Raw genomic sequence first — 22,070 nt, 5'->3', positions numbered from 1 at the left:
CGAAGGTCTCGGGTATGTCTGCCGAATCGGTCTTCCCGCAGCTCGAAGCTCTGCTCCCGCATGTGCAGAAGCCGATCCAGTACGTCGGTGGAGAGCTCAATTCCACGGTCAAGCCCTGGGAGTCCACGGACGTCCGCTGGGCGCTCATGTACCCCGACGCCTACGAGGTCGGGCTGCCCAACCAGGGCGTCATGATCCTCTACGAGGTCCTCAACGAGCGTGAGGGCGTCCTCGCCGAGCGCACGTACAGCGTGTGGCCGGACCTCGAGGAGCTGATGCGCGAGCACAAGGTCCCGCAGTTCACCGTGGACAGCCACCGGCCCGTCGGCGCGTTCGACGTCTTCGGCCTGAGCTTCTCCACCGAGCTCGGCTACACCAACATGCTCACCGCCCTCGACCTCGCCGGCATCCCGCTCGACGCGGCCGACCGCACCGTCGACCACCCGATCGTCCTCGCCGGCGGCCACGCGGCCTTCAACCCCGAGCCGATCGCGGAGTTCATCGACTGCGCGGTGATCGGCGACGGCGAGCAGGCCGTGCTGGAGATCACCGACATCATCCGGGCGTGGAAGGCCGAGGGCCGTCCCGGTGGCCGCGACGAGGTGCTGCTGCGCCTGGCCAGGACCGGCGGCGTCTACGTCCCGCGCTTCTACGACGTGGAGTATCTGGCCGACGGCCGGATCGCCCGCGTCGTGCCCAACCACTCCGGCGTGCCGTGGCGCGTGTCCAAGCACACCGTGATGGACCTCGACGAGTGGCCCTACCCCAAGCAGCCGCTCGTCCCGCTCGCCGAGACCGTGCACGAGCGCATGTCGGTGGAGATCTTCCGCGGCTGCACCCGCGGCTGCCGCTTCTGCCAGGCCGGCATGATCACGCGCCCCGTGCGGGAGCGGAGCATCACCGGCATCGGCGAGATGGTGGACAAGGGCCTGAAGGCGACCGGCTTCGAGGAGGTCGGCCTGCTGTCGCTGTCCTCCGCGGACCACACCGAGATCGGTGACATCGCCAAGGGCCTCGCCGACCGCTACGAAGAGGACAAGATCGGCCTCTCCCTGCCGTCGACCCGCGTGGACGCCTTCAACGTCGACCTCGCCAACGAGCTCACCCGCAACGGCCGCCGCTCCGGCCTCACCTTCGCCCCCGAGGGCGGCTCCGAGCGCATGCGCAAGGTCATCAACAAGATGGTCTCGGAGGAGGACCTGATCCGTACGGTCTCCACCGCGTACGGCAACGGCTGGCGTCAGGTGAAGCTGTACTTCATGTGCGGCCTGCCCACCGAGACCGACGAGGACGTCCTCCAGATCGGTGACATGGCGGTCAACGTCATCGCCGAGGGCCGCAAGGTCTCCGGTCAGAACGACATCCGCTGCACCGTCTCCATCGGCGGCTTCGTGCCCAAGCCGCACACGCCGTTCCAGTGGGCGCCGCAGCTCTCCGCCGAGGAGACGGACGCCCGCCTGGAGAAGCTGCGCGACAAGATCCGCGGCGACAAGAAGTACGGCCGTTCGATCGGTTTCCGCTACCACGACGGCAAGCCCGGCATCATCGAGGGCCTGCTCTCCCGCGGCGACCGCCGCGTCGGCGCCGTCATCCGCGCGGTCTACGAATCGGGCGGCCGCTTCGACGGCTGGCGCGAGCACTTCTCGTACGACCGCTGGATCAAGTGCGCCGAGCAGACGCTGCCGCCGCAGGGCGTCGACGTCGCGTGGTACACCACGCGCGAGCGCACCTACGAGGAGGTCCTGCCCTGGGACCACCTGGACTCCGGTCTCGACAAGGACTGGCTCTGGGAGGACTGGCAGGACGCCCTCGACGAGACCGAGGTCGAGGACTGCCGCTGGACCCCGTGCTTCGACTGCGGCGTCTGCCCGCAGATGGACACGAGCATCCAGATCGGCCCGACGGGCAAGAAACTGCTGCCGCTGACGGTGGTCAAGTAGGAGCGTGGCGGCGTCGTCCCGCGCCGCCAAGTAGGCTGAGTAACGGAACGGACCGTTTCCCTGCGCAGGCGGGGGTGATCCCTGGGCAAGCGAGAGCTCGAAGGTCCGCTGCGGTCCGTTCCCTCATGAACGTCAAGGGCGGCACTTCTGTGCGGCTCTGCAACAAGGAGATGGAACCCCTGGGCAAGCGACAGCCCGAAGGCCCGCCGCCCGCACCCGCGGTGCAGCGCATTCGTCTGCGCTACACCAAGCGCGGCCGCCTCCGGTTCACCAGCCACCGCGATTTCCAGCGCGCCTTCGAGCGGGCCCTGCGCCGCGCCGAGGTGCCCATGGCGTACTCGGCCGGTTTCACCCCGCACCCCAAGGTGTCGTACGCCAATGCCGCACCCACCGGCACGGGCAGTGAGGCCGAGTTCCTGGAGATCCAGCTCGCCGCGGCCCGCGACCCGCAGGAGCTGCGCAAGCTGCTCGACGAGTCGCTGCCGGACGGGCTCGACATCACGGACGCGGTGGAGGCGCACACCTCCTCCTTCGCCGACCGGCTCGAGGCATCCGTATGGGAGCTGCGGCTGGAGGGCGTGGAGGTCGCGGACGCGGAGCGGGCCGTGGCGGCCTTCCTCGCGGCGGAGACCGTCGAGGTCCAGCGCCGCACGAAAAACGGGTTGCGCACCTTCGACACCCGTGCCGCCGTGGTCCGACTCGAGGCCCTCGACGCTCCGGCCGATAGGCCCGGCGACGGTCCCTGTGCGATACTGCGGCTGGTTGTTCGGCATTTGACACCTGCCGTTCGACCCGACGACGTCCTGTCCGGTCTCCGCGCTACGGCCGACCTGGCGCCGCCGGTCCCCGCTGCGGTGACCAGGCTGGCGCAGGGGCTGCTCGATGAGGAGTCCGGCACGGTGACCGACCCGCTCGCGCCCGACCGCGACGCTTCCCCGGCCGCAACCACGGCCGCCGGACAGAGCGCCGGTGCCGCGCAGGTGCCGGAAGGTTCTGTGTAAGGACGGCCGTCGCCGCGCCGCCGGTGCACCAGGGAGCCACCCGGGTCCGGCAGGCGCACTGACCAGGAGACTTTCGCCGGTGCCGACGTTTCGGACCCGGCGAGCGAGACGACAGCTCCCGTGCGGCGACCGCGCCCCGGACGGCGGTACCGCGCACATCACGCGGACCGCCGGGCCGGACCAAGGCGCGGCGCCCGGGAGCGTGACGGGAGAACCGCCCGCATGCTCGAACCCATTGAGCCCGCCAACCACTCCGACAGCGGTCCTGGAGATACGCTGCCGCCGCGACGCCGCCGCCGTGCGGCGTCCCGCCCCGCCGGCCCGCCGTCGGCCGGGGAGACGACCGCACAGCAGTCTGTGACGGTCCCCGCCGCCGACGCACAGCCGGACGCTCCGGCGCCCGCCGCCGAGGCCCCGGCCGCCACCGAGGCGCCGGCCACCCCCGCCCGCCCGCGCCGCCGTGCCACGCGCAAGGCGACGGCCCCGGCGGGTGCCCCCCGCGCGGCCGAGCCGGTCGCGGAGGAGGCCCCCGAGGTCCCGGCCGCCACCGCCGACGCCGCGGTCGCCGCCGACAGCGAGCCCGCCGAGGACGCCAAGCCGGCCCGTACGCGCCGTCGCGCCACCCGCAAGGCCACCGCGCCCGCCGGTGCCCCGAAGGCGGCCGAGACGGTCGCCGAGGCGCCCGTGACGGCCGAGCCCGCCGAGATCGCCGAGATGGCCGAGCCCGAGGCGCCCGCCGCCGAGACCGCGCCGCCCGCCCGCACGCGCCGCCGTGCCACCCGCAAGGCGACGGCTCCGGCCGGTTCCCCGCAGGCCGCGGAGACCGTGGCCGAGACGCCCGCGCCCGCCGCCGAGGCCGAGGCCGAGGTCGAAGAGGAGGAGCTGGAGGCCGTCGAGGAGATCCCGGCCCCCGCCCCCCGCACGCGCCGCCGCGCCACCCGTAAGGCCACCGCTCCGGCCGGTTCCCCGCAGGCCGCCGAGGCGCCTGCCGAGGCCGCTCCTGCCGCTGCGGCCGAGGAGGAGGCGCCCGTCGCCGAGACCCGTGGCCGTCGTACGCGCCGCCGTGCCGCCGGGACCGAGGAGGCCGCCGAGGCCGCCCCGGCCCGTACGCGCGGCCGCCGTCAGGTCGCCACCGGTGACGCCGAGGCCGCTGCCGCCGCGCTGGAGGCCGCCAAGGCCGAGAGCCGTGCGCGGGAAGCCGCCACCGAGACCCCGGCGGAGCCCGCCGAGGCGCCCGCCCGTGGCCGTCGCCGCGCCGTGCGCCCGCCGACCGCCGTCTTCCAGGCACCGGTCTTCACCGAGCCGATGTTCCAGACGCCGGAGACCGCCGCGGCCGCTGCCGCCGCCACCGTGCCGGCGGAGGAGCCCGAGGAGGAGCAGGCCGAGCGTGCCGCCGAGGCCGCGCAGCCGGCCGCGGGCGGCCGTCGTCGTCGCCGTCGTCGTGGCGAGCCCTCCGAGGCCGAGCAGGCCGTGGCGGAGGAGACCGTGCCCGCCGTCGAGGAGCCCGAGGCCGAGGAGGCCGACGAGGCCGAGGCCGCCCACGACGAGGAGGAGTCGGACCGCCCGTCGCGCCGTCGCCGCCGTGGTGGCCGTCGCCGCCGCCGTGGTGAGGCCGGGGAGCCCGAGGCAGGGACCGCCGAGGAGGAGTCCGCTGAAGCCGAGGCGGAGGCCGAGGCCGCCGAGGAGGAGCAGGAGGAGGCGTACGGCGAGGAGCCGGGCGCCGGTTCCGCGGGCAGCCGCCGTCGTCGCCGTCGCCGTCGTCGCAGTGGCGACGCCGCCGAGGCCGAGGTGGCCGAGGGCGACCCGGAGCGCACGGTCGTCAAGGTCCGTGAGCCCCGCAAGCGCGAGGAGCGCGAGCCCGGCACCGGCTTCGACGAGGTGCAGTCCATCAAGGGCTCGACCCGCATGGAGGCGAAGAAGCAGCGCCGCCGTGAGGGCCGCGAGCAGGGCCGCCGCCGCGTGCCGATCATCACCGAGGCCGAGTTCCTGGCCCGCCGTGAGGCCGTCGAGCGCGTGATGGTCGTGCGCCAGAGCGGTGAGCGCACCCAGATCGGCGTGCTGGAGGACAACGTCCTCGTCGAGCACTACGTCAACAAGGAGCAGGCCACCAGCTACGTCGGCAACGTCTACCTGGGCAAGGTCCAGAACGTCCTGCCGTCCATGGAGGCCGCCTTCGTCGACATCGGCAAGGGCCGCAACGCCGTGCTCTACGCCGGTGAGGTCAACTTCGAGGCGCTCGGCATGGGCAACGGCCCGCGCCGGATCGAGACCGCGCTGAAGTCCGGCCAGTCCGTGCTCGTGCAGGTCACCAAGGACCCGATCGGTCACAAGGGCGCCCGGCTGACCAGCCAGGTCTCGCTGCCGGGCCGCTACCTCGTGTACGTGCCCGAGGGCTCGATGACCGGCATCAGCCGCAAGCTGCCCGACACCGAGCGCGCGCGCCTGAAGCAGATCCTCAAGAAGATCGTCCCCGAGGACGCGGGCGTCATCGTCCGTACGGCCGCCGAGGGCGCGAGCGAGGACGAGCTGGCGCGTGACGTGCAGCGCCTCCAGGCGCAGTGGGAGGAGATCCAGAAGAAGGCGAAGAGCGGCAACGCCCCGACCCTGCTGTACGGCGAGCCGGACATGACCGTCCGCGTCGTGCGCGACATCTTCAACGAGGACTTCTCCAAGGTCATCGTCAGCGGCGAGGGCGCCTGGGAGACCATCCACGGCTACGTCTCGCACGTCGCCCCGGACCTCACCGACCGGCTGCAGAAGTGGACGTCGGACGTCGACGTCTTCGCCACGTACCGGATCGACGAGCAGCTGATGAAGGCGCTGGACCGCAAGGTCTGGCTGCCGAGCGGCGGTTCGCTCGTGATCGACCGGACCGAGGCGATGGTCGTGGTCGACGTCAACACCGGCAAGTTCACCGGTCAGGGCGGCAACCTCGAGGAGACGGTCACCAAGAACAACCTCGAGGCGGCCGAGGAGATCGTGCGTCAGCTGCGGCTGCGCGACCTCGGTGGCATCGTGGTGATCGACTTCATCGACATGGTGCTGGAGGCCAACCGCGACCTCGTGCTGCGGCGCCTGCTGGAGTGCCTGGGCCGCGACCGCACCAAGCACCAGGTCGCCGAGGTGACCTCGCTGGGTCTGGTGCAGATGACCCGCAAGCGGGTCGGCCAGGGCCTGCTGGAGTCGTTCTCCGAGTCCTGCGTGCACTGCAACGGCCGTGGCGTGATCGTCCACATGGACCAGCCCACGTCCGTCGGTGGTGGCGGTGGCGGCAAGCGCGCCAAGAAGAAGGGCAAGGCCCAGCCGCACGAGCACGAGCACGTGACCGCGGAGGCCGTCGAGCCTGCCGAGGCCGAGGCGGAGGCCGAGGCGCCCGAGCTGGAGCCCGTCACGGTGACCGAGGCGGAACTCCAGCCGTCGGTCGGCGGAGACGAGGAGTGGTTCGGCAGCCCGGCCGAGGCACGCGCCGCCGCCGGTTCGCGCGGTGGCCGTACGCGCCGCCGGGCGACCCGCAAGGCGACGGCCCCGGCGGGTTCGCCGAAGGCCGCCGAGCCGGAGATCGTCGTGGAGCCGGCACCGGCCCCCGCGCCGGTCGCCGAGCCCGAGCCCGCGCCGGTCGTGGAGGCCGTGGCCGAGCCCGTCGCGGAGCCCGTGGCCGAGGCCCCGGTGGAGGCGGCCCCGGCCGCCGCTCCCGCCCGTACGCGCCGCAGGGTGACCCGCAGGGCGTCCGCTCCGGCGGGTTCGCCCACGGCGGCCGAGGAAGCGGCCGTGGTCGTCGTGACCGCGCCCGCCGCCCTGGCGGCCGAGCCGGAGCCCGAGTCGGCGCTGGTGGAGCTGGAGGCCGTCACCGAGCCGGCCTCGGAGCCCGAGGCCGGGACCGAGACCGAGGCCGAGACCGAGGCCGAGACCGAGGAGGCCCCGGCCCCGGCCAAGAAGACGGCCCGTAAGACGGCCGCGAAGAAGGCACCGGCGAAGAAGGCCACCGCCACCAAGAAGGCGGCGGCCAAGAAGACGACGACCGCCAAGAAGACCACGGCCAAGAAGACGGCCACCAAGACGGCGGCGAAGAAGGCCCCGGCGAAGAAGACGGCCAAGAAGGCCGCCACGGCCCCGGCCGCGGCTTCCGCCGAGGAATAAGCCGGCTGGTCTTTCCCGGGTGCCTGGTGGGCCGGAATTCCGGCCCACCAGGCACCCGGGGACCCGGCCCGGCGTCCCGCCCGAACGGCCGCTCCACGGAGCGGCCCTCCGGGGCAGGGGCCCGGTTTGACCCCTTGGGCAGGGCCCCGTAACCTTGTCCTTCGGCGTCTGTACGCCAACCCCTGAGCAAATCCCTCCCGGTGAATTCCGGGAGAGGCCGCTCGTCCCTTCGGATACGCGTGGGCTTGAACGCCCGCGTGAGCGGCTGGCATCAGAGGTCCCGATTACCAGCGAGAGAGTGAGATCCGCGTGTACGCAATCGTGCGTAGCGGTGGTCGCCAGCACAAGGTTGCTGTCGGCGACATCGTCGAGGTTGACAAGATTTCCGACGGCAAGGTGGGCGACTCCGTCGAGCTCTCCACGCTGCTCGTGGTCGACGGCGAGTCCGTCACCAGCGACCCGTGGGTGCTGGCCGGGATCAAGGTCCAGGCCGAGATTGTGGACCACCACAAGGGTGCCAAGATCGACATCCTGAAGTACAAGAACAAGACCGGCTACCGCAAGCGCATTGGTCACCGCCAGCAGTACACGGCGATCAAGGTCACCGGCATCCCCACGGCTGCGAAGTAAGGGACTGAGAACACATGGCACACAAGAAGGGCGCATCGTCCACTCGGAACGGTCGCGACTCCAACGCTCAGCGGCTCGGCGTCAAGCGCTTCGGCGGCCAGGCCGTCAACGCCGGTGAGATCCTGGTCCGCCAGCGCGGCACCCACTTCCACCCGGGCGCGGGCGTCGGTCGCGGTGGCGACGACACCCTGTTCGCGCTGGCCGCCGGTGCGGTGCAGTTCGGCACCCACCGTGGTCGCAAGGTCGTGAACATCGTCCCGATCGCTGAGTAATCAGCCTTTCGGCACGACACAAGCACCTTTCCGAGGGCGGGCCGCTTTTCCTGACGGGGAAGCCGGTCCGCCCTCGGCGTGTTAGTACAGAGACATCCCCCGCACGTATCTGGAGGCAACCGCAATGACCACCTTCGTGGACCGCGTCGAGCTGCATGTCGCCGCGGGTAACGGAGGCCATGGCTGCGCCTCCGTGCACCGTGAGAAGTTCAAGCCGCTCGGCGGCCCGGACGGCGGCAACGGCGGCCGTGGCGGCGATGTGATCCTGGTCGTGGACCAGTCGGTCACCACGCTCCTCGACTACCACCACAGCCCCCACCGCAAGGCCACCAACGGCCAGCCGGGTGCCGGTGACAACCGCTCCGGCAAGGACGGCCAGGACCTCGTCCTGCCCGTGCCGGACGGCACCGTCGTGCTGGACAAGGACGGCAACGTCCTGGCCGACCTGGTCGGCGAGGGCACCACCTTCATCGCCGGCCAGGGCGGCCGCGGCGGCCTCGGCAACGCGGCGCTCGCCTCCGCCCGCCGCAAGGCCCCCGGCTTCGCGCTGCTCGGCGAGCCCGGCGAGGCCCGCGACATCGTCATGGAGCTCAAGACCGTCGCCGACGTGGCGCTGGTCGGCTACCCGAGCGCGGGCAAGTCCTCGCTGATCTCGGTGCTCTCCGCCGCCAAGCCGAAGATCGCGGACTACCCCTTCACGACGCTGGTCCCGAACCTCGGCGTGGTCACGGCCGGTTCGACCGTCTACACCATCGCCGACGTCCCCGGCCTGATCCCCGGCGCCAGCCAGGGCAAGGGCCTGGGCCTGGAGTTCCTGCGGCACGTCGAGCGCTGCTCGGTCCTCGTGCACGTGCTGGACACGGCGACCCTGGAGTCCGACCGCGACCCGGTCTCCGACCTGGACGTCATCGAGGCGGAGCTGGCGCAGTACGGCGGTCTCGACGACCGGCCGCGCATCGTCGTCCTCAACAAGATCGACATCCCGGACGGCCAGGACCTGGCCGACATGATCCGCCCCGACCTGGAGGCCCGCGGCTACCAGGTCTTCGAGGTCTCGGCTGTGGCCCGTACGGGCCTGAAGGAGCTCTCCTTCGCGCTGGCCGGCATCATCTCGGCGGCGCGTGCCGCGAAGCCGAAGGAGGAGGCGACCCGCATCGTCATCCGCCCGAAGGCCGTGGACGACGCGGGCTTCACGGTCACGCTGGAGGACGACGGCATCTACCGCGTGCGCGGCGAGAAGCCGGAGCGCTGGGTGCGCCAGACCGACTTCAACAACGACGAGGCCGTCGGCTATCTCGCGGACCGCCTCAACCGCCTCGGCGTCGAGGACGAGTTGCTCAAGGCCGGTGCGCGGGCGGGCGACGGCGTGGCCATCGGTGCCGAGGACAACGCGGTCGTCTTCGACTGGGAGCCCACGATGATGGCGGGCGCGGAGATGCTCGGCCGCCGTGGCGAGGACCACCGCCTGGAGGCCCCGCGCCCGGCCGCCACGCGCCGCCGCGAGCGCGAGGCGGAGCGGGACGAGGCACAGAAGGAGTTCGACGGCTTCAATCCGTTCTGATCGGCGGGGAGTTGGCCGCTGCCCGCCTTTCGGGCGCGGCTTACTGATTGCCCTCAATCGCCGGGCGGGCTGGTTTCGGTCTCGGCCCGGTGCTTGGGTGCGGCTCACTGATGCCCTCAAACGCCGGGCAGGCTGCATGTGCCTGCCCGGCGTTTTCGCGTGCGCGTCAAAGATGTCCTCAATCGCCGGACGGGCTGAATTGGCACCCACATCAGCCAAATCAAGCCCGTCCGGCGATTGAGGACGCGCCCGCAGGGCGCTCCCGCCGCAGGCGGCCGAAGCGCGGGGAGTCGGGCACACCAAAAGCAATTGGGCGGGCTGGAAGTTCCAGCCCGCCCAACGCTTTGGCGCGTCCTGGCGTCAGACAGACGCCGTCTCGTCCGCCCGCTGCGGCGGGATCTCCGACGCGCGCGCTTCCATGCGCTCGCGCCGGGCGTCGGCCTCCGCCGCGAGGGAGAGCGCCGCGGCGTTGAAGCGGACCAGCGAGGGCGGGTCGGACGGGCCCAGCAGCTGGACCTTGAGCTCCGCGCGGGCCGCGGCGAAGCCGTCCAGGCGGGGGTCGCGGACCGCGGCGAGCAGCCCCGGCACCTCGGTCGCCTCCGGCGTGAGGATCGTCGCCGCGCTCACCGTCGGGAAGGCGGCCCGGAACTCCTCCTCCGCCATCCCGCTGGTGTTCGCCACGGCGTACGGCTTCTCGCTGATCAGGTAGTCCGAGACCACGCTGGAGACATCGCTGATCAGCAGGTCGGACTGGTTGAAGCAGGTGTAGAGCGCCGGGCGCGGGCCGGTGATGACCTGGTGCTCCCAGACCGGCAGCGAGGCCCAGTACGCGGCCTCCCAGGCGGCCGTGGCGGCCTCCACGGTCGCGGCGCGCCCCTTCTCCGGCGTGCCCTGGAGCATCATGCGCTCGATCTCGTCGGCGCTGCCCCGGAAGGTGCTGGTGGTGAGCCGGTCCAGCTCGGCCGTGCGGCGCGCCAGCTCGGCGGCCGCCTCGGGGCCGGGCCGCTCCCCGCCGCGCTTGGCGTTGGCCTCGCGGATCATGGCCTGGATGCGCTCGTTGGCGCGCCCGGCACGCGGGTCGACGGAGCCGGTCATCGGGTGCGGCTTGTAGAGCAGCCGGACCGCGGGGTCGGCGAGCAGCGCGCGGACGATGTTCTCGCCGGCGAGCATGACCGAGGTGTTGCCCGGCTGGCCGTCCCAGCCCTCCCAGGTGGGGGCGTAGAGCACGGTGGTGTACGGCGTGGTGGGCGCCCCGGCGTACGGCTGGATCGGCGCCAGCTGCGGGCGGCCGACCTCGACCACGTCGCGGTCGTCGACACCGATGTCGGCGAGCTGATAGCGCTCGCGGGCGGCGGGCCCGGCGACCCAGATCTCGTCGTACGCCTTGGAGTACGGGTTGCAGCTGGAGAGCTTGTCGCTCTCGCCGTGGTTGGTGAAGGCGTGCTTGATCGACGGCATGCGCAGCACCTGCGAGGTCTTACCGGAGTTCGCGGGGTGCAGCATCATCTTCAGCGTGGACTTCTCCAGGGCCATCAGGTGGACGACCTTGGGGATGCACACGATCGGCACGTCGGTGGCGTCGATCTTCTGCACCATGAAGCGCTCACGGAGCACGATGAGGGGGTTGCCGTCCAGCTCGGCGAGCGTGGAGAGCCACATGTTGGCCTGGTAGGCGGAGCTCGTACCGCCGGAGAAGTACATGCCGACGGTGGGCTTGTAGTCGGCGAGCCAGCGGTCCAGCCACTCCAGCGCCTGCTGGTCGTTCGCGATGCGCTTCTTCGGGCGCAGCCAGGTGGCCAGCCACGTGGTGCCGCCGAGGGCGAGCAGGAGGGCGATGCCGACGCCGGTCTCGGCCCACAGGGCCTTCTCGGTGGCCGCGGTCACCAGCAGGCCCGCGGTGGCGGGGACGGCGAAGCGCAGCAGCCGGCGGCCGTGCTGGCGGGCCAGCAGGCGCGGCGGGGCGGCGGAGAGGTGCAGGCCGGTCGTGTCGATGTTCCGGGTCAGGAACGGCAGCGTGCGGCTGCGGCGGACCAACAGCGCGGTGGCCTGGCAGGCGAGGTGCGCGGCGTAGAAGAGCACCAGTCCGACGAAGACCGGGGCGTAGTCGCGCAGCGAGCCGTCGCCGTGCAGCCGCAGCAGCCCGATCAGCACCATCATGTCGCGCAGCAGCTGCCGCACCATGACGTCGAAGCGGACCTTGCCGAGGACGGCGACCAGACCGGGGTCGCGGTGCTGGAGGTAGAGGTCGAGCGCGAGGCCCGCCGCCGAAGCGGCGATCAGGAGCGGCACGAGGGGCAGCAGCGCCCCGACGAGCTGGGCGGCGAAGAACACCAGCATCGCGAGCAGCGCCACGAGCTGTACGGCTCGGCGCGAGGCGGTTCCGGCAGAAGGCACTGGGCGGGCTCCTGGCAGGCGGGCGGGGAGGGACGGGGGAATGCGGGGGCCGCGGGGCTCCTCCGGGCGGCTCGGACAGGGCCGGCCAGGGGAGGAGGACAACGGTCGACCACCGACCGTATGACGGTCGCTGGTCCAGGGGCAATCTTCGCCGATGGCAATCATCGCAAAACAGGGCCGAACGACCACAATCCTCAGACGGTAGATTTGCGGGCCGGAGCAGTCACCACAGGACCGGCGATCACTAGAGGTGTGCGGACGTGACAGGGGCAGGGGCGAGTACGGGGGCAGCGGCGGCGGCACGGGCGGAGGTGACCGGCGCCCGCAGGATCGTGGTCAAGGTGGGATCCTCGTCACTCACCACCGCGGGCGGGGGGCTCGACGCCGACCGGGTTGACGCACTGGTCGACACGCTGGCCAAGGCCGGCGCGGAGAAGGAGATAGTGCTGGTCTCGTCCGGCGCCATCGCCGCTGGGCTGGCGCCCCTGGGGCTCGACCGGCGCCCGCGCGACCTGGCCCGCCAGCAGGCGGCCGCCAGCGTCGGCCAGGGCCTGCTCGTGGCCCGCTACACGGCCTCCTTCGCGCGCTACGGCCGCCGCGTCGGCCAGGTGCTGCTCACCACCGACGACACCAGCCGCCGCGCGCACTACCGCAACGCCTACCGCACGCTCGACCAGCTGCTGGCGATGGGCGCGGTGCCGGTCGTCAACGAGAACGACACGGTGGCCACGGACGAGATCCGCTTCGGCGACAACGACCGGCTGGCCGCGCTCGTAGCCCATCTCGTACGGGCCGACCTGCTGATCCTGCTGTCGGACGTCGACGGGCTGTACGACGGCGACCCCAGCATCCCGGGCACCTCCCGGATCGCGGAGGTCGGCGGCCCCGCCGACCTCGAAGGCGTCTCCATCGGCAGCGCGGGCAAGGCGGGCGTCGGCACCGGCGGCATGGTCACCAAGGTCGAGGCGGCCCGGATCGCGGCCGCGGCCGGGGTGCCCGTGGTGCTCACCTCCGCCAGCCAGGCCGCCGACGCGCTGGCCGGGCGGCCGACCGGCACCTTCTTCCACCGCACCGGCCGCCGCTCCGCCGACCGCCTGCTGTGGCTCGCGCACGCCTCCGCGCCGCGCGGGGCCCTCACCCTCGACGACGGCGCCGTGCGGGCCGTGATCGAGGGCAGCGCGTCCCTGCTGCCGGCCGGCATCGCGGCCGTCGAGGGTGAATTCAGCGCGGGCGACCCGGTCGAGCTGCGGGACTCCGGGGGCCGGGCCGTGGCCCGCGGGCTCGTCGCCTTCGACGCGGCGGAGATCCCGCAGCTCCTCGGCCGTTCCACCCGTGACCTGGCCAAGGAGCTGGGTCCCGGCTACGAGCGGGAGGTCGTGCACCGGGACGACCTGGTCGTGCTGCGCCCCTGACGGGCGTCAAGGAGGGACGAGAAGCCGCGGTCGTCCCAGCCTTTCCATGGGGACCTTCCGGAAAACCGCCACGCGGCCGCCCGGAGGCTGGTCAACTTTGTTGCGGGGACCGTCACGGGCAGGCGGCCCCCGGAATCGACCACAGGGCGCAGCGAGAGCAGCACGACACGGCTCCGCCGTATGCGCGCGGAGCAGCGATCAACAGGAGGCCGCCGGTGAGACGAGGGCGCCCAGGGGCGATGCCCCGAGGGACGGCGGAGCGCACCCTGACCAGCGTCGGCACGGGCGACGCCGTGGAGGGGCCACGCGGGAGCACGGAGGGCGAACAGCGGGAGGCCGGTGCCCTGGGCACGGAGCGTGAGGGCGAGGTGTCGCGGCTGTGGCACATCACCCTGAGCGTCTCGGGTGCCGAGGCGCCGCTCGCGGAGGTCCGCCGGGGCCTCGAACAGCTCGCGCACGACCACCCGTTCCTGCTGACCAGCCGCTACGCCAATGACCACGCCGAGATCCGCTACTGGGAAGAGGCGCGCGACCTGCACGACGCGGCGGCCGTCGCGCTGCGGCTGTGGGGCGAGCACCGCTCGTCCGCCCGGCTCCCGCCGTGGGAGATCGTCGGCCTGGAGGTCATCGACCGGGGGACGTACCACCAGCGCATCGCGGAGGGCTACGGCCCGCTGCCGGCCACCCCGGTCGGTGTGCACCCCTTCTGAGCGCCGCGTTCCGGCCGCTGCGGGCCCGTCCGCCTGTCCGCAGTCCGGAATGCATGGTGGACCGGGCGCGCGACGCGGCTAGGCTGCGAGCCATGAGCAGCGTTTTCCCCTCCCCCCTCGCCGACCCCATGCCGCAGTCCCCGGTGCTGCGCGCGGCCTACCGTGCCCGCGCCGCGGCCGCCGAGCTGGCGCCACTGCCGCGCTCGGTGAAGGACGAGGCGCTGCTGGCGATCGCCGACGCGCTGGAGGTGCGCACCAAGGAGATCGTCGAGGCCAACGCCGAGGACGTCGAGAAGGCCCGCGCCGCCGGCACCAGCGAGACCGTGATCGACCGGCTGACGCTCACCCCCGAGCGGGTGCGCGCCATCGCCAAGGACGTGCGGGACGTCGTGGCACTGCCCGACCCCGTCGGCGAGGTCGTGCGCGGCTCCACCCTTCCCAACGGCATCGACCTGCGCCAGGTGCGCGTCCCGCTGGGCGTCGTCGGGATCATCTACGAGGCCCGGCCCAACGTCACCGTGGACGCCGCCGCCCTCTGCCTGAAGTCCGGCAACGCCGTGCTGCTGCGCGGCTCTTCCTCCGCGTACGCCTCCAACACCGCCCTCGTGCGCGTCCTGCGGGACGCCGTGGGCGGCGCCGGGCTGCCGGCGGATGCCGTGCAGCTGGTCCCGGGCGAGAGCCGGGAGTCCGTGCGGGAGTTGATGCGCGCCCGCGGCATGGTCGACGTGCTGATCCCGCGCGGCGGCGCCTCCCTGATCCGCACGGTCGTGGAGGAGTCCACCGTCCCGGTCATCGAGACGGGCACCGGCAACTGCCATGTGTACGTGGACGCCGACGCCGACATCGACATGGCCGTCGACATCCTCGTCAACTCCAAGGCGCAGCGCCCCAGTGTGTGCAACGCGGCCGAGACGCTGCTCGTGCACCAGGACATCGCGGAGGAGTTCCTGCCGCGCGCGCTCGCCGCGCTGGCCGAGGCGGGCGTGACCGTCCACGGCTGCGAGCGCGTGCTCGCGCTGGCGGAGGGCAGCCCGGCGACCGTCGTGCCCGCGACCGTCGAGGACTGGGAGACGGAGTATCTGTCGTACGACATCGCCGCCGCGGTGATGGACGACCTGGACGCGGCCGTACGGCACATCCGGCTGTGGACCTCCGGGCACACCGAGGCGATCGTCACCACGTCGCAGGCGGCCGCCCGCCGCTTCACCCAGCTGGTGGACTCCACGACGGTCGCGGTCAACGCGTCGACGCGGTTCACCGACGGCAGTCAGTTCGGCTTCGGAGCCGAGATCGGCATCTCCACGCAGAAGTTGCACGCGCGCGGTCCGATGGGGCTCCCCGAGCTCACCTCGACGAAGTACATCGTCACCGGTGACGGCCACGTCCGCGGCGGCGGGCGGCCGGGAAGCTGAATTCCCGTACCGGCTGCACGGATTGAGCGTTCCGGGGCTACGCTGGACGGGTGCCGGACGACGTGGGGGGCCAGCCGTTCCCGGACGGCGAGGAGCCCGACAGCCACCGCCACGGAGACGCGGACGACGCGTTCGCCTCCGTGGTCTTCGACGAGGAGTTCGTGCGGTCCGCCGCGGTCCACGAACCCACCGCGGCGGAGCGGATGCTCGCCGCCGCCCAGGCCCGCGCGGAGGCGGAAGCCTCCCGGGCCCGGGCGGGCGGCGGGCCCGCCGACGACGACGCGCTGGATTTCGACGAGCCCTACGAGGGCGGCTTCCTCGCGGGCCCCACGGGCCACCACAGCGGCCGTGCGAGCGGCTGGTACAGCCTCGCCCACGATCTGGACCCGGACGACGCCTACGGCCCGTACGGGCGCTACGGCGAGCCGCGCCGGCCCTATCGGGGGCACGCCCGGTGGCAGCGCCCCGTGGCCTGGGTGCTCGCCGTGGTGATGGGCATAGGCGTGGTGGCCCTCGCCTTCGCCGCCGTCTACCGCAGCACCTCCTCCGGCAACCGGCCCGGTTCCGGCCCGCCGCCCGCGACCAGCGGGGTGGACGCCCCGGCGAGCGGGCGGCCCGGCCCGCTGCCGTCGGTCTCGGTCGATTCGGAGCCCCCGGTGGCGTCCGCGGCGCCCCGCCGCTGAGCAGGTCGGGCGGGGGTTGACATGCGTGCACCGGACACCCGGAATTTTCCTCACAACTTGTCGTGTACCAGCGCGTTTACCGAGACCCCGACGGACCTACTCTTGAGGTATGGACGGGCCTGGAGACCCACCTGAGGGGACGCCCGAGGGTGTCCCCGGGGGCGGGGAGGACGAGTACCGATCCGTCGTCTTCGACGAATCGTTCATCCGCGCTGCCCGCCTCCAGGAATTCTCCGCACGTGAGCGGATGGGTGACCACGCGCTCGCCGTGCGCAACCGCCATGTGTGGGCCCGCGTCAGCACCTCGCGACAGGTTCTCGTCCTGGTGATACTGATCGCCCTGGCCTTCGGCACGGCCGTCTACATGGGCCTGCGCCACCCCTACAAGGACGCGACGGCGCCCGTCGCGGAGCCGATGCGCTCCACGGTCATACCCCTCGCCCCGCGCGACCCCGTGCCGGGCGGCCCGGCGGCGCAGCTCTTCGACCACAGCCCGGCCGCGCAGTTCCGGCTGGGCGAGGAGGGCGTCACCCTGCCTCCGGCGCGCAGCACGCAGCACTTCTCCGAGAGCCAGGTGATGGCCGCGCTGGCCGCCGCCAAGGAGTACGTGGTGAAGTCGGCGATCGACCCGGCCGCCCTGGTCGGCGGGGCGCAGCGCACGCTGCGGGTGCTGCTCGACCCGGCACAGCTCGACCAGTTCGACCGCAGCTTCGACCACCCCTCCGGTGACGGGCGGCACGCGGCCACCGGCTGGCTGATCCGCTTCGACCCCGCCCAGGTGGCCCTGGTGAACACGCCCGTGCGGACCCAGGGCGTCTTCTCCGTCTCGGAGACGGCCCCCGGCACGCTGGAGGTCTCGGGCGACCACACGTTCGTCTACGCGCTGCGGCCCGCGAAGGCGGGCGCGGACCTCGGTCCCGGCGTGGATGGCGCCTCGCTGTTCACCGTGCGCCGCACGATGCGCTTCCGCTTCGACCGGGACGGCCTCCAGGAGCACCACCTGACGCTCGTGCAGAGCTATCTCCAGGCGGGCCCGGAGTCCTGCTCGGCCGACGACGCCGCCTACCTCCGCCCCCTCCTGGCGGGCGAGCACGCGAGCGGCGACGGCCCGGCGGTGACCAACCCCTACACGACCGGCCAGGACGCGACGGCGCTCTGCGGCTCGCTGGCGGCGAGCGCGCAGCCGCAGCGCTAGGTTCAGCGGCCTGGTCGGCAGGGTTCGCCGGCCGGAGCGCTCAGAGGCCTGCCGGGCGGATCACCGGACAGGCCGGACGGATCACTGGGCAGATCGAGGGCAGGCTTCGGCTACTTTCCGCACGACCTCGGCACGGACCCGCTTGCCCGTATCCCGCTCGACGGATCTGGAGGACGCCCGCTCGGGGTCTTTGCAGATGGCTTTCACGATGCGGCCGCGGTCCAGCTTGGCCATCTTGCGCTCCTCACGAGCCATGACGGCGTAAGCGTCGTCCAGCGGGCTCGCACAGGCGGAAAGACTGAGAACGGCTGCTCCGACCAGGACAAAACGTCGCATCCGGGCAGTCAATCCATTCGGTGGACGGCAAGTCAAACGCGGCCACCCGGGAGGGGGTCGCCGACCCGAACGCTTCGGAGCCGCCAGGTCAGGCCCTCGTCCGCCAAGTGAAGCGCTCGGCTCCGGCCGCCTTCCGGGCCCGGTTGCGGGCGGTCGTTCCACGGGCCTGCCGGTCGCGCCCACCGGCCCGTACCCGGGCGGGGTCCGGGGCGGAGCCGCGCGCCGGATGCCGGGGAAGGGGCCCCGAAGAGCCCCCAGGTGCCCGTCTACGGCTTCGAGGGCCCGTCTTCCGGGTCCTGGCCCCCCGGAGCCGCCCCAGGCCCCTCCGAAGGCTTCCCGGGGCCCTCCCCGGGGCCGGAGGACGGCGAGCCGGAGGCGCTCCGGCCGGTGAACGTGTCGCGCAGCCGCCCGCCGAGGTCACTGGCCCCGCCCGCGAGGTCCCGCACCAGCCCCATCAGGGGGTCCTTGCTGGCCCGCACGGAGTCCGCGTAGTGGCTCGCCGACTCGCGGAAGGAGTCCGACACCGAGGTGTCGCCGTCCTCCGAGCGCCGCGGGTAGTGGCCGTCCATGATCCGCTGGTGGTCGCGGCTCCCGGCCCACTTCTTGAGCTCCGCCGCCCGCACGGTCGTGAAGGGGTGCGTGCGCGGCAGCACGTTCATGATCTTCAGTACGGAGTCGCGCAGATCGCCGCCCGTCTCGTACTCCTCGGCCTGCGCGAGGAACGCGTCCACGTTCATCTCGTGCAGGTGGTTGCCGCCCGCGATCTTCATCAGGCCGCGCATCGACGCCTGGAGGTCCTGGCCCACCAGCAGGCCGGCCCGGTCCGCCGACAGCTCCGACTTGCGGAACCACTCGCGCAGTGCCGTCACGATGGCCATCACCGCGAGGTTGCCCAGCGGAATCCAGGCGATCTTGAGCGCGAAGTTGGTCAGGAACAGCAGTATCGTCCGGTAGACCGCGTGGCCCGAGAGCGCGTGACCGACCTCGTGGCCGACGACCGCCCGCATCTCCTCCTCGTCCAGCAGCTCGACGAGGCCCGTGCTGACCACGATGATCGGCTCGTCCAGGCCGATGCACATGGCGTTGGGCTGGGGGTCCTGCGTGACGTACATCGGCGGGACCTTCGGCAGGTCCAGGATGTAACAGGCGTCCAGCAGCATCGTGTGCAGATGCTGGAACTGCTGCTCGCCCACCCGCACGGAGTCGGACAGATACAGCAGCCGCAGGCTGCGCTCCGGCAGCAGCCCGCTCAGGGCCTTGAAGACCGTGTCGAAGCCGCTCAGCTTGCGCAGCGCCACCAGGGCGGAGCGGTCCGCGGGGTGCTCGTAGGCGCGCGAGGAGATCCCGGGGAACCGCTTCCGCTGCCGGCCGGGCACCCGCTCGTGCCCCTCGCCCGCGGTACCGGAAGCGCTCTCGCCCCTGGCGCCGCCGTCGCTGTCGCTCATCAAGACCCCCTCCATGCGCTGATCATGGCCGGGCGGCCGTCACCCGCCCGGCTGCCCAACCCCACAGTAGGCGCTGCCCCCGGCATGGCTACCGTTGGAGGCATGTCCGACATCCACGCGTTCACCGCGAACCCCGGCTTCACCGAACTGCTCGCCGTCTCCAAGGGCGACCAGGGGCCCGGCGACCTCATCCGGACGGTCCTCGTCGTCGGCGTCGTCGGCATCGTCTTCCTCGCCTGGTTCCTGCTCCGCGGGTACGGCAAGAAGGACTGACCTGTGGAGTCGGCGTGAGCCCGTGCACGCCCCCCGCATACGATGTGGCAGAAGTCTCTGCCCGACTACCGTCCCGGATAGGTCCTGCCGACGATGAGCGCTTTCGCCTCAGCCCACACAGCCCTGGCCACACTCGCCTCCGAGGGCGAGCACGTGGACACCCACCCGAGCCTCAGCCCCTACATGACCGGTGGCGCCGCCCTGGTGATCCTGCTGCTCCTCCTGTGGATCACGACCCGCTTCAACCGCGACCGCTGAGCACACCCGGTCCCTGCGGGTCCGGCGCCCCGCCGCGCCCAGTAGGGTCTGCACGCATGGGAGAGCAGACAGGGCCCGTGAAGCGGCGACTCGGAGTGATGGGCGGGACGTTCGACCCGATCCACCACGGCCACCTGGTCGCCGCCAGCGAGGTGGCCGCGCAGTTCCACCTCGACGAGGTCGTTTTCGTACCCACGGGCCAGCCGTGGCAGAAGAGCCACCGGACGGTGTCACCGGCCGAGGACCGCTATCTGATGACGGTGATCGCCACCGCCTCCAACCCGCAGTTCTCGGTCAGCCGCATCGACATCGACCGCGGCGGCCCGACGTACACCACGGACACCCTCCGCGATCTGCGCGCCCTCAACGACGACGCCGACCTGTTCTTCATCACCGGCGCCGACGCGCTGGCCCAGATCCTCACCTGGCGGGACACCGAGGAGCTGTTCTCGCTGGCCCACTTCATCGGGGTGACCAGACCGGGCCACATACTGGCCAACCCCGGTCTGCCCGAGGGCGGCGTCTCGCTCGTCGAGGTGCCCGCGCTCGCGATCTCCTCCTCCGACTGCCGCCTGCGCGTGGCGAAGGGCGACCCGGTCTGGTACCTGGTGCCCGACGGTGTGGTGCGCTACATCGACAAGCGCGATCTGTACCGGCACTGAAGGCACGTGAGGGGCACCGGTGAACGACCGACAGGATCCGTACGCGCAGGACCCGTACGGCCGTCAGCCGCAGGTCCACGGCTATGACGCCTATGGGCAGCCGGTGTACCGGCCGGACGCCCCGGAGCGGGTGTACGACGAGTACGGCCGGCCGGTGCAGCCCGTGCAGCAGCAGCCCCAGCAGGGCTACGGCTACGAGACCCAGGGCGGCTACGACCCGTACGCGCAGCCCCAGCAGCTCCACGAGCAGCAGCACCAGTTCTACGAGCAGCAGCAGCCCGCGCAGCCGGTGCAACAGACCCAGCAGCAGGAGTGGATCCCCCGGCAGGCCGGTGCCCCCGCGCACGAGGCGGGCGAGGTGCCCCGGGAGGAGCCGCGGGAGCCGTCCCCCAAGGTCCCCGGGCAGGCGTCCGTTCCGGACTACCGCACCGAGCAGTTCTCCTTCATCGAGGAGCCGGACGAGGACTCCGAGGACGTCATCGACTGGCTCAAGTTCAGCGAGAGCCGCACCGAACGGCGCGACGAGCGCAAGCGCAAGGGACGCAACCGCGTCGTCGCCCTCGTCGTGGTGCTCGTGCTCGCCCTGGGCGGTGCCGCTGCCTACATGTGGTGGGCCGGTTCCGGTGACAAGAAGGGGGCGGCCACGGCGAGCGGGGCGCAGAAGCGCGACGTGATCGTCGTCCACCTCCGGCAGACGCAGGGCGGCGGCAGCTCGACCGCGCTGCTGGTCGACAACGAGACCACCAAGAAGGGCACGACGGTCCTGCTGCCGAACACGCTGGCCGTCGCCAAGGACGGCGGTGGTTCCACCACGCTCGGCAAGTCCGTCCAGGACGACGGCACCGGCGCGACCCGCGACGCCCTGAACACCCTGCTGGGCGCGGACATCAAGGGCAGCTGGCGGCTGGACACCCCGTATCTGGAGAACCTGGTCGAGCTCGTCGGCGGGATCGCGCTGGACACCGACACCGACGTCCCCGGCGCGAAGCCCGGCGACAGCCCGGTGGTCCGCAAGGGCAGCGCGCAGAACCTGGGCGGCCAGATGGCCGTGGCCTACGCCACCTACCGGGCCTCCGGCGAGGACCCCGGCAAGCAGCTCGCCCGCTTCGGGCAGGTCATGCAGGCGGTGCTGAAGAAGCTGTCCGGTGACCCCGCGGCCGCGACCCGCACCATGGAGTCCCTCGCGCAGATCCCGGACCCCTCCCTGTCGGTCGAACAGCTCGGCGCCTCCCTGGCCCGGCTCGCTACGCTCGCCAAGGCGGGCACGTACGACACCACGGCGCTGCCCGTGCAGGCCGACGGGACGCTCGGCGACCAGGCGACCGGCAAGGTGGTCAAGGACGTCCTCGGCGGCACGGTGAAGGACACCGGCAGGAACGCGACGCCCCGGGTCAGCGTGAAGAACGCCACAGGCGGCAAGGGCGCGTCCGGTGCCGCGCAGGTCACGCTGGTCAACGGCGGCTACACCGTGGTCGACGGCGGCACGTCGGGCACGGCCGAGGCCGCGTCCGCGGTGACGTACGCGGATGACCGGCGGGAGGCCGACGCCAAGGAGGTCGCCAAGACGCTGGGCCTGCCCGCGAGCGCCGTGAAGAAGGGCACCGGAGCGGCCAACGCCGACGTCACCGTGGTGCTGGGCAAGGACTACAAGAGCTGACGGCGAGGGCCGGCCGGGCGAGGGCCCGGCCGGCCCGGCCGAAGAGGCGCAGAAAAGGCCAGGAGGGGTGTCGGCGGGTCGTGAGACCCTTG

General features: G+C 72.4%; 18 protein-coding genes. 15 read left to right on the top strand and 3 right to left on the bottom strand.

Annotated elements, in window-relative coordinates; genetic code table 11:
• Positions 1-14: 14 nt before the first annotated feature.
• The 6 genes from ACFY1P_RS14090 (at position 15) to obgE (ending at position 9,541) form a co-directional block, all read left to right on the top strand.
• Positions 15-1,940, top strand: a complete 1,926-nt coding sequence (locus tag ACFY1P_RS14090; RefSeq protein WP_361529252.1) for a TIGR03960 family B12-binding radical SAM protein — start codon at positions 15-17, stop codon at positions 1,938-1,940.
• Between the two features lie 221 nt (positions 1,941-2,161).
• The gene (locus tag ACFY1P_RS14085) at positions 2,162-2,941 is read left to right on the top strand and encodes a TIGR03936 family radical SAM-associated protein (protein ID WP_361529288.1); all 780 of its coding nucleotides are present in this window, start codon (positions 2,162-2,164) and stop codon (positions 2,939-2,941) included.
• Between the two features lie 222 nt (positions 2,942-3,163).
• Positions 3,164-7,078: a ribonuclease E/G gene (locus tag ACFY1P_RS14080; protein ID WP_390750735.1), complete on the top strand. Its 3,915-nt coding sequence runs from the start codon at positions 3,164-3,166 to the stop codon at positions 7,076-7,078.
• A gap of 309 nt (positions 7,079-7,387) precedes the next feature.
• Positions 7,388-7,708, top strand: coding sequence for a 50S ribosomal protein L21 (gene rplU / locus ACFY1P_RS14075; protein ID WP_087928145.1), 321 nt, complete (start codon positions 7,388-7,390; stop codon positions 7,706-7,708).
• Positions 7,709-7,722: 14 nt separating this feature from the next.
• The gene (rpmA, locus tag ACFY1P_RS14070) at positions 7,723-7,980 is read left to right on the top strand and encodes a 50S ribosomal protein L27 (RefSeq protein WP_361535646.1); all 258 of its coding nucleotides are present in this window, start codon (positions 7,723-7,725) and stop codon (positions 7,978-7,980) included.
• Between the two features lie 124 nt (positions 7,981-8,104).
• Positions 8,105-9,541: a GTPase ObgE gene (gene obgE, locus ACFY1P_RS14065; RefSeq protein WP_390750734.1), complete on the top strand. Its 1,437-nt coding sequence runs from the start codon at positions 8,105-8,107 to the stop codon at positions 9,539-9,541.
• A 360-nt stretch (positions 9,542-9,901) separates the two neighbouring features.
• Here the strand turns inward: obgE and ACFY1P_RS14060 are convergent, their stop codons facing one another.
• Positions 9,902-11,935, bottom strand: coding sequence for a hypothetical protein (locus ACFY1P_RS14060; RefSeq protein ID WP_361530919.1), 2,034 nt, complete (start codon positions 11,933-11,935; stop codon positions 9,902-9,904).
• A gap of 311 nt (positions 11,936-12,246) precedes the next feature.
• Here ACFY1P_RS14060 and proB point away from each other — a divergent pair, with 311 nt between their 5' ends.
• The 5 genes from proB (at position 12,247) to ACFY1P_RS14035 (ending at position 17,347) form a co-directional block, all read left to right on the top strand.
• A complete protein-coding gene (proB, locus tag ACFY1P_RS14055) occupies positions 12,247-13,347 on the top strand; it encodes a glutamate 5-kinase (protein ID WP_361530925.1) in 1,101 nt (366 codons plus the stop codon).
• A gap of 215 nt (positions 13,348-13,562) precedes the next feature.
• Positions 13,563-14,057: a hypothetical protein gene (locus ACFY1P_RS14050; protein ID WP_390750733.1), complete on the top strand. Its 495-nt coding sequence runs from the start codon at positions 13,563-13,565 to the stop codon at positions 14,055-14,057.
• A 92-nt stretch (positions 14,058-14,149) separates the two neighbouring features.
• The gene (locus ACFY1P_RS14045; RefSeq protein ID WP_361530913.1) at positions 14,150-15,469 is read left to right on the top strand and encodes a glutamate-5-semialdehyde dehydrogenase; all 1,320 of its coding nucleotides are present in this window, start codon (positions 14,150-14,152) and stop codon (positions 15,467-15,469) included.
• Between the two features lie 50 nt (positions 15,470-15,519).
• Positions 15,520-16,152: a hypothetical protein gene (locus ACFY1P_RS14040; RefSeq protein ID WP_361530910.1), complete on the top strand. Its 633-nt coding sequence runs from the start codon at positions 15,520-15,522 to the stop codon at positions 16,150-16,152.
• A gap of 109 nt (positions 16,153-16,261) precedes the next feature.
• Positions 16,262-17,347, top strand: coding sequence for a hypothetical protein (locus ACFY1P_RS14035; protein WP_361530907.1), 1,086 nt, complete (start codon positions 16,262-16,264; stop codon positions 17,345-17,347).
• An 81-nt stretch (positions 17,348-17,428) separates the two neighbouring features.
• Here the strand turns inward: ACFY1P_RS14035 and ACFY1P_RS14030 are convergent, their stop codons facing one another.
• Positions 17,429-17,581 carry a hypothetical protein gene (locus tag ACFY1P_RS14030; RefSeq protein ID WP_361530904.1) on the bottom strand — a complete coding sequence of 51 codons (153 nt, stop codon included), beginning with the start codon at positions 17,579-17,581 and terminating at the stop codon, positions 17,429-17,431.
• A 368-nt stretch (positions 17,582-17,949) separates the two neighbouring features.
• Positions 17,950-19,128: a M48 family metallopeptidase gene (locus ACFY1P_RS14025; protein WP_361530901.1), complete on the bottom strand. Its 1,179-nt coding sequence runs from the start codon at positions 19,126-19,128 to the stop codon at positions 17,950-17,952.
• 102 nt (positions 19,129-19,230) lie between these two features.
• Here ACFY1P_RS14025 and ACFY1P_RS14020 point away from each other — a divergent pair, with 102 nt between their 5' ends.
• The 4 genes from ACFY1P_RS14020 to ACFY1P_RS14005 all read left to right on the top strand — a co-directional run bounded on the left by ACFY1P_RS14020 (position 19,231) and on the right by ACFY1P_RS14005 (position 21,978).
• On the top strand, positions 19,231-19,401 hold the full coding sequence (locus ACFY1P_RS14020; RefSeq protein ID WP_361530898.1) for a hypothetical protein: 171 nt from the start codon (positions 19,231-19,233) through the stop codon (positions 19,399-19,401).
• 93 nt (positions 19,402-19,494) lie between these two features.
• Positions 19,495-19,659: a hypothetical protein gene (locus ACFY1P_RS14015; RefSeq protein WP_361530895.1), complete on the top strand. Its 165-nt coding sequence runs from the start codon at positions 19,495-19,497 to the stop codon at positions 19,657-19,659.
• Between the two features lie 56 nt (positions 19,660-19,715).
• A complete protein-coding gene (gene nadD / locus ACFY1P_RS14010; protein ID WP_361530892.1) occupies positions 19,716-20,321 on the top strand; it encodes a nicotinate-nucleotide adenylyltransferase in 606 nt (201 codons plus the stop codon).
• Between the two features lie 19 nt (positions 20,322-20,340).
• Positions 20,341-21,978, top strand: coding sequence for an LCP family protein (locus tag ACFY1P_RS14005; RefSeq protein WP_390750732.1), 1,638 nt, complete (start codon positions 20,341-20,343; stop codon positions 21,976-21,978).
• The last annotated feature ends 92 nt before the right edge of the window (positions 21,979-22,070 follow it).

Origin of the sequence: Streptomyces sp. NPDC001407, from assembly GCF_042895325.1 — a bacterium.
Lineage (GTDB): Bacteria > Actinomycetota > Actinomycetes > Streptomycetales > Streptomycetaceae > Streptomyces.
Note: the sequence above shows the minus strand (reverse complement) of the source record. Positions and strands in the feature narration are given on the sequence as shown.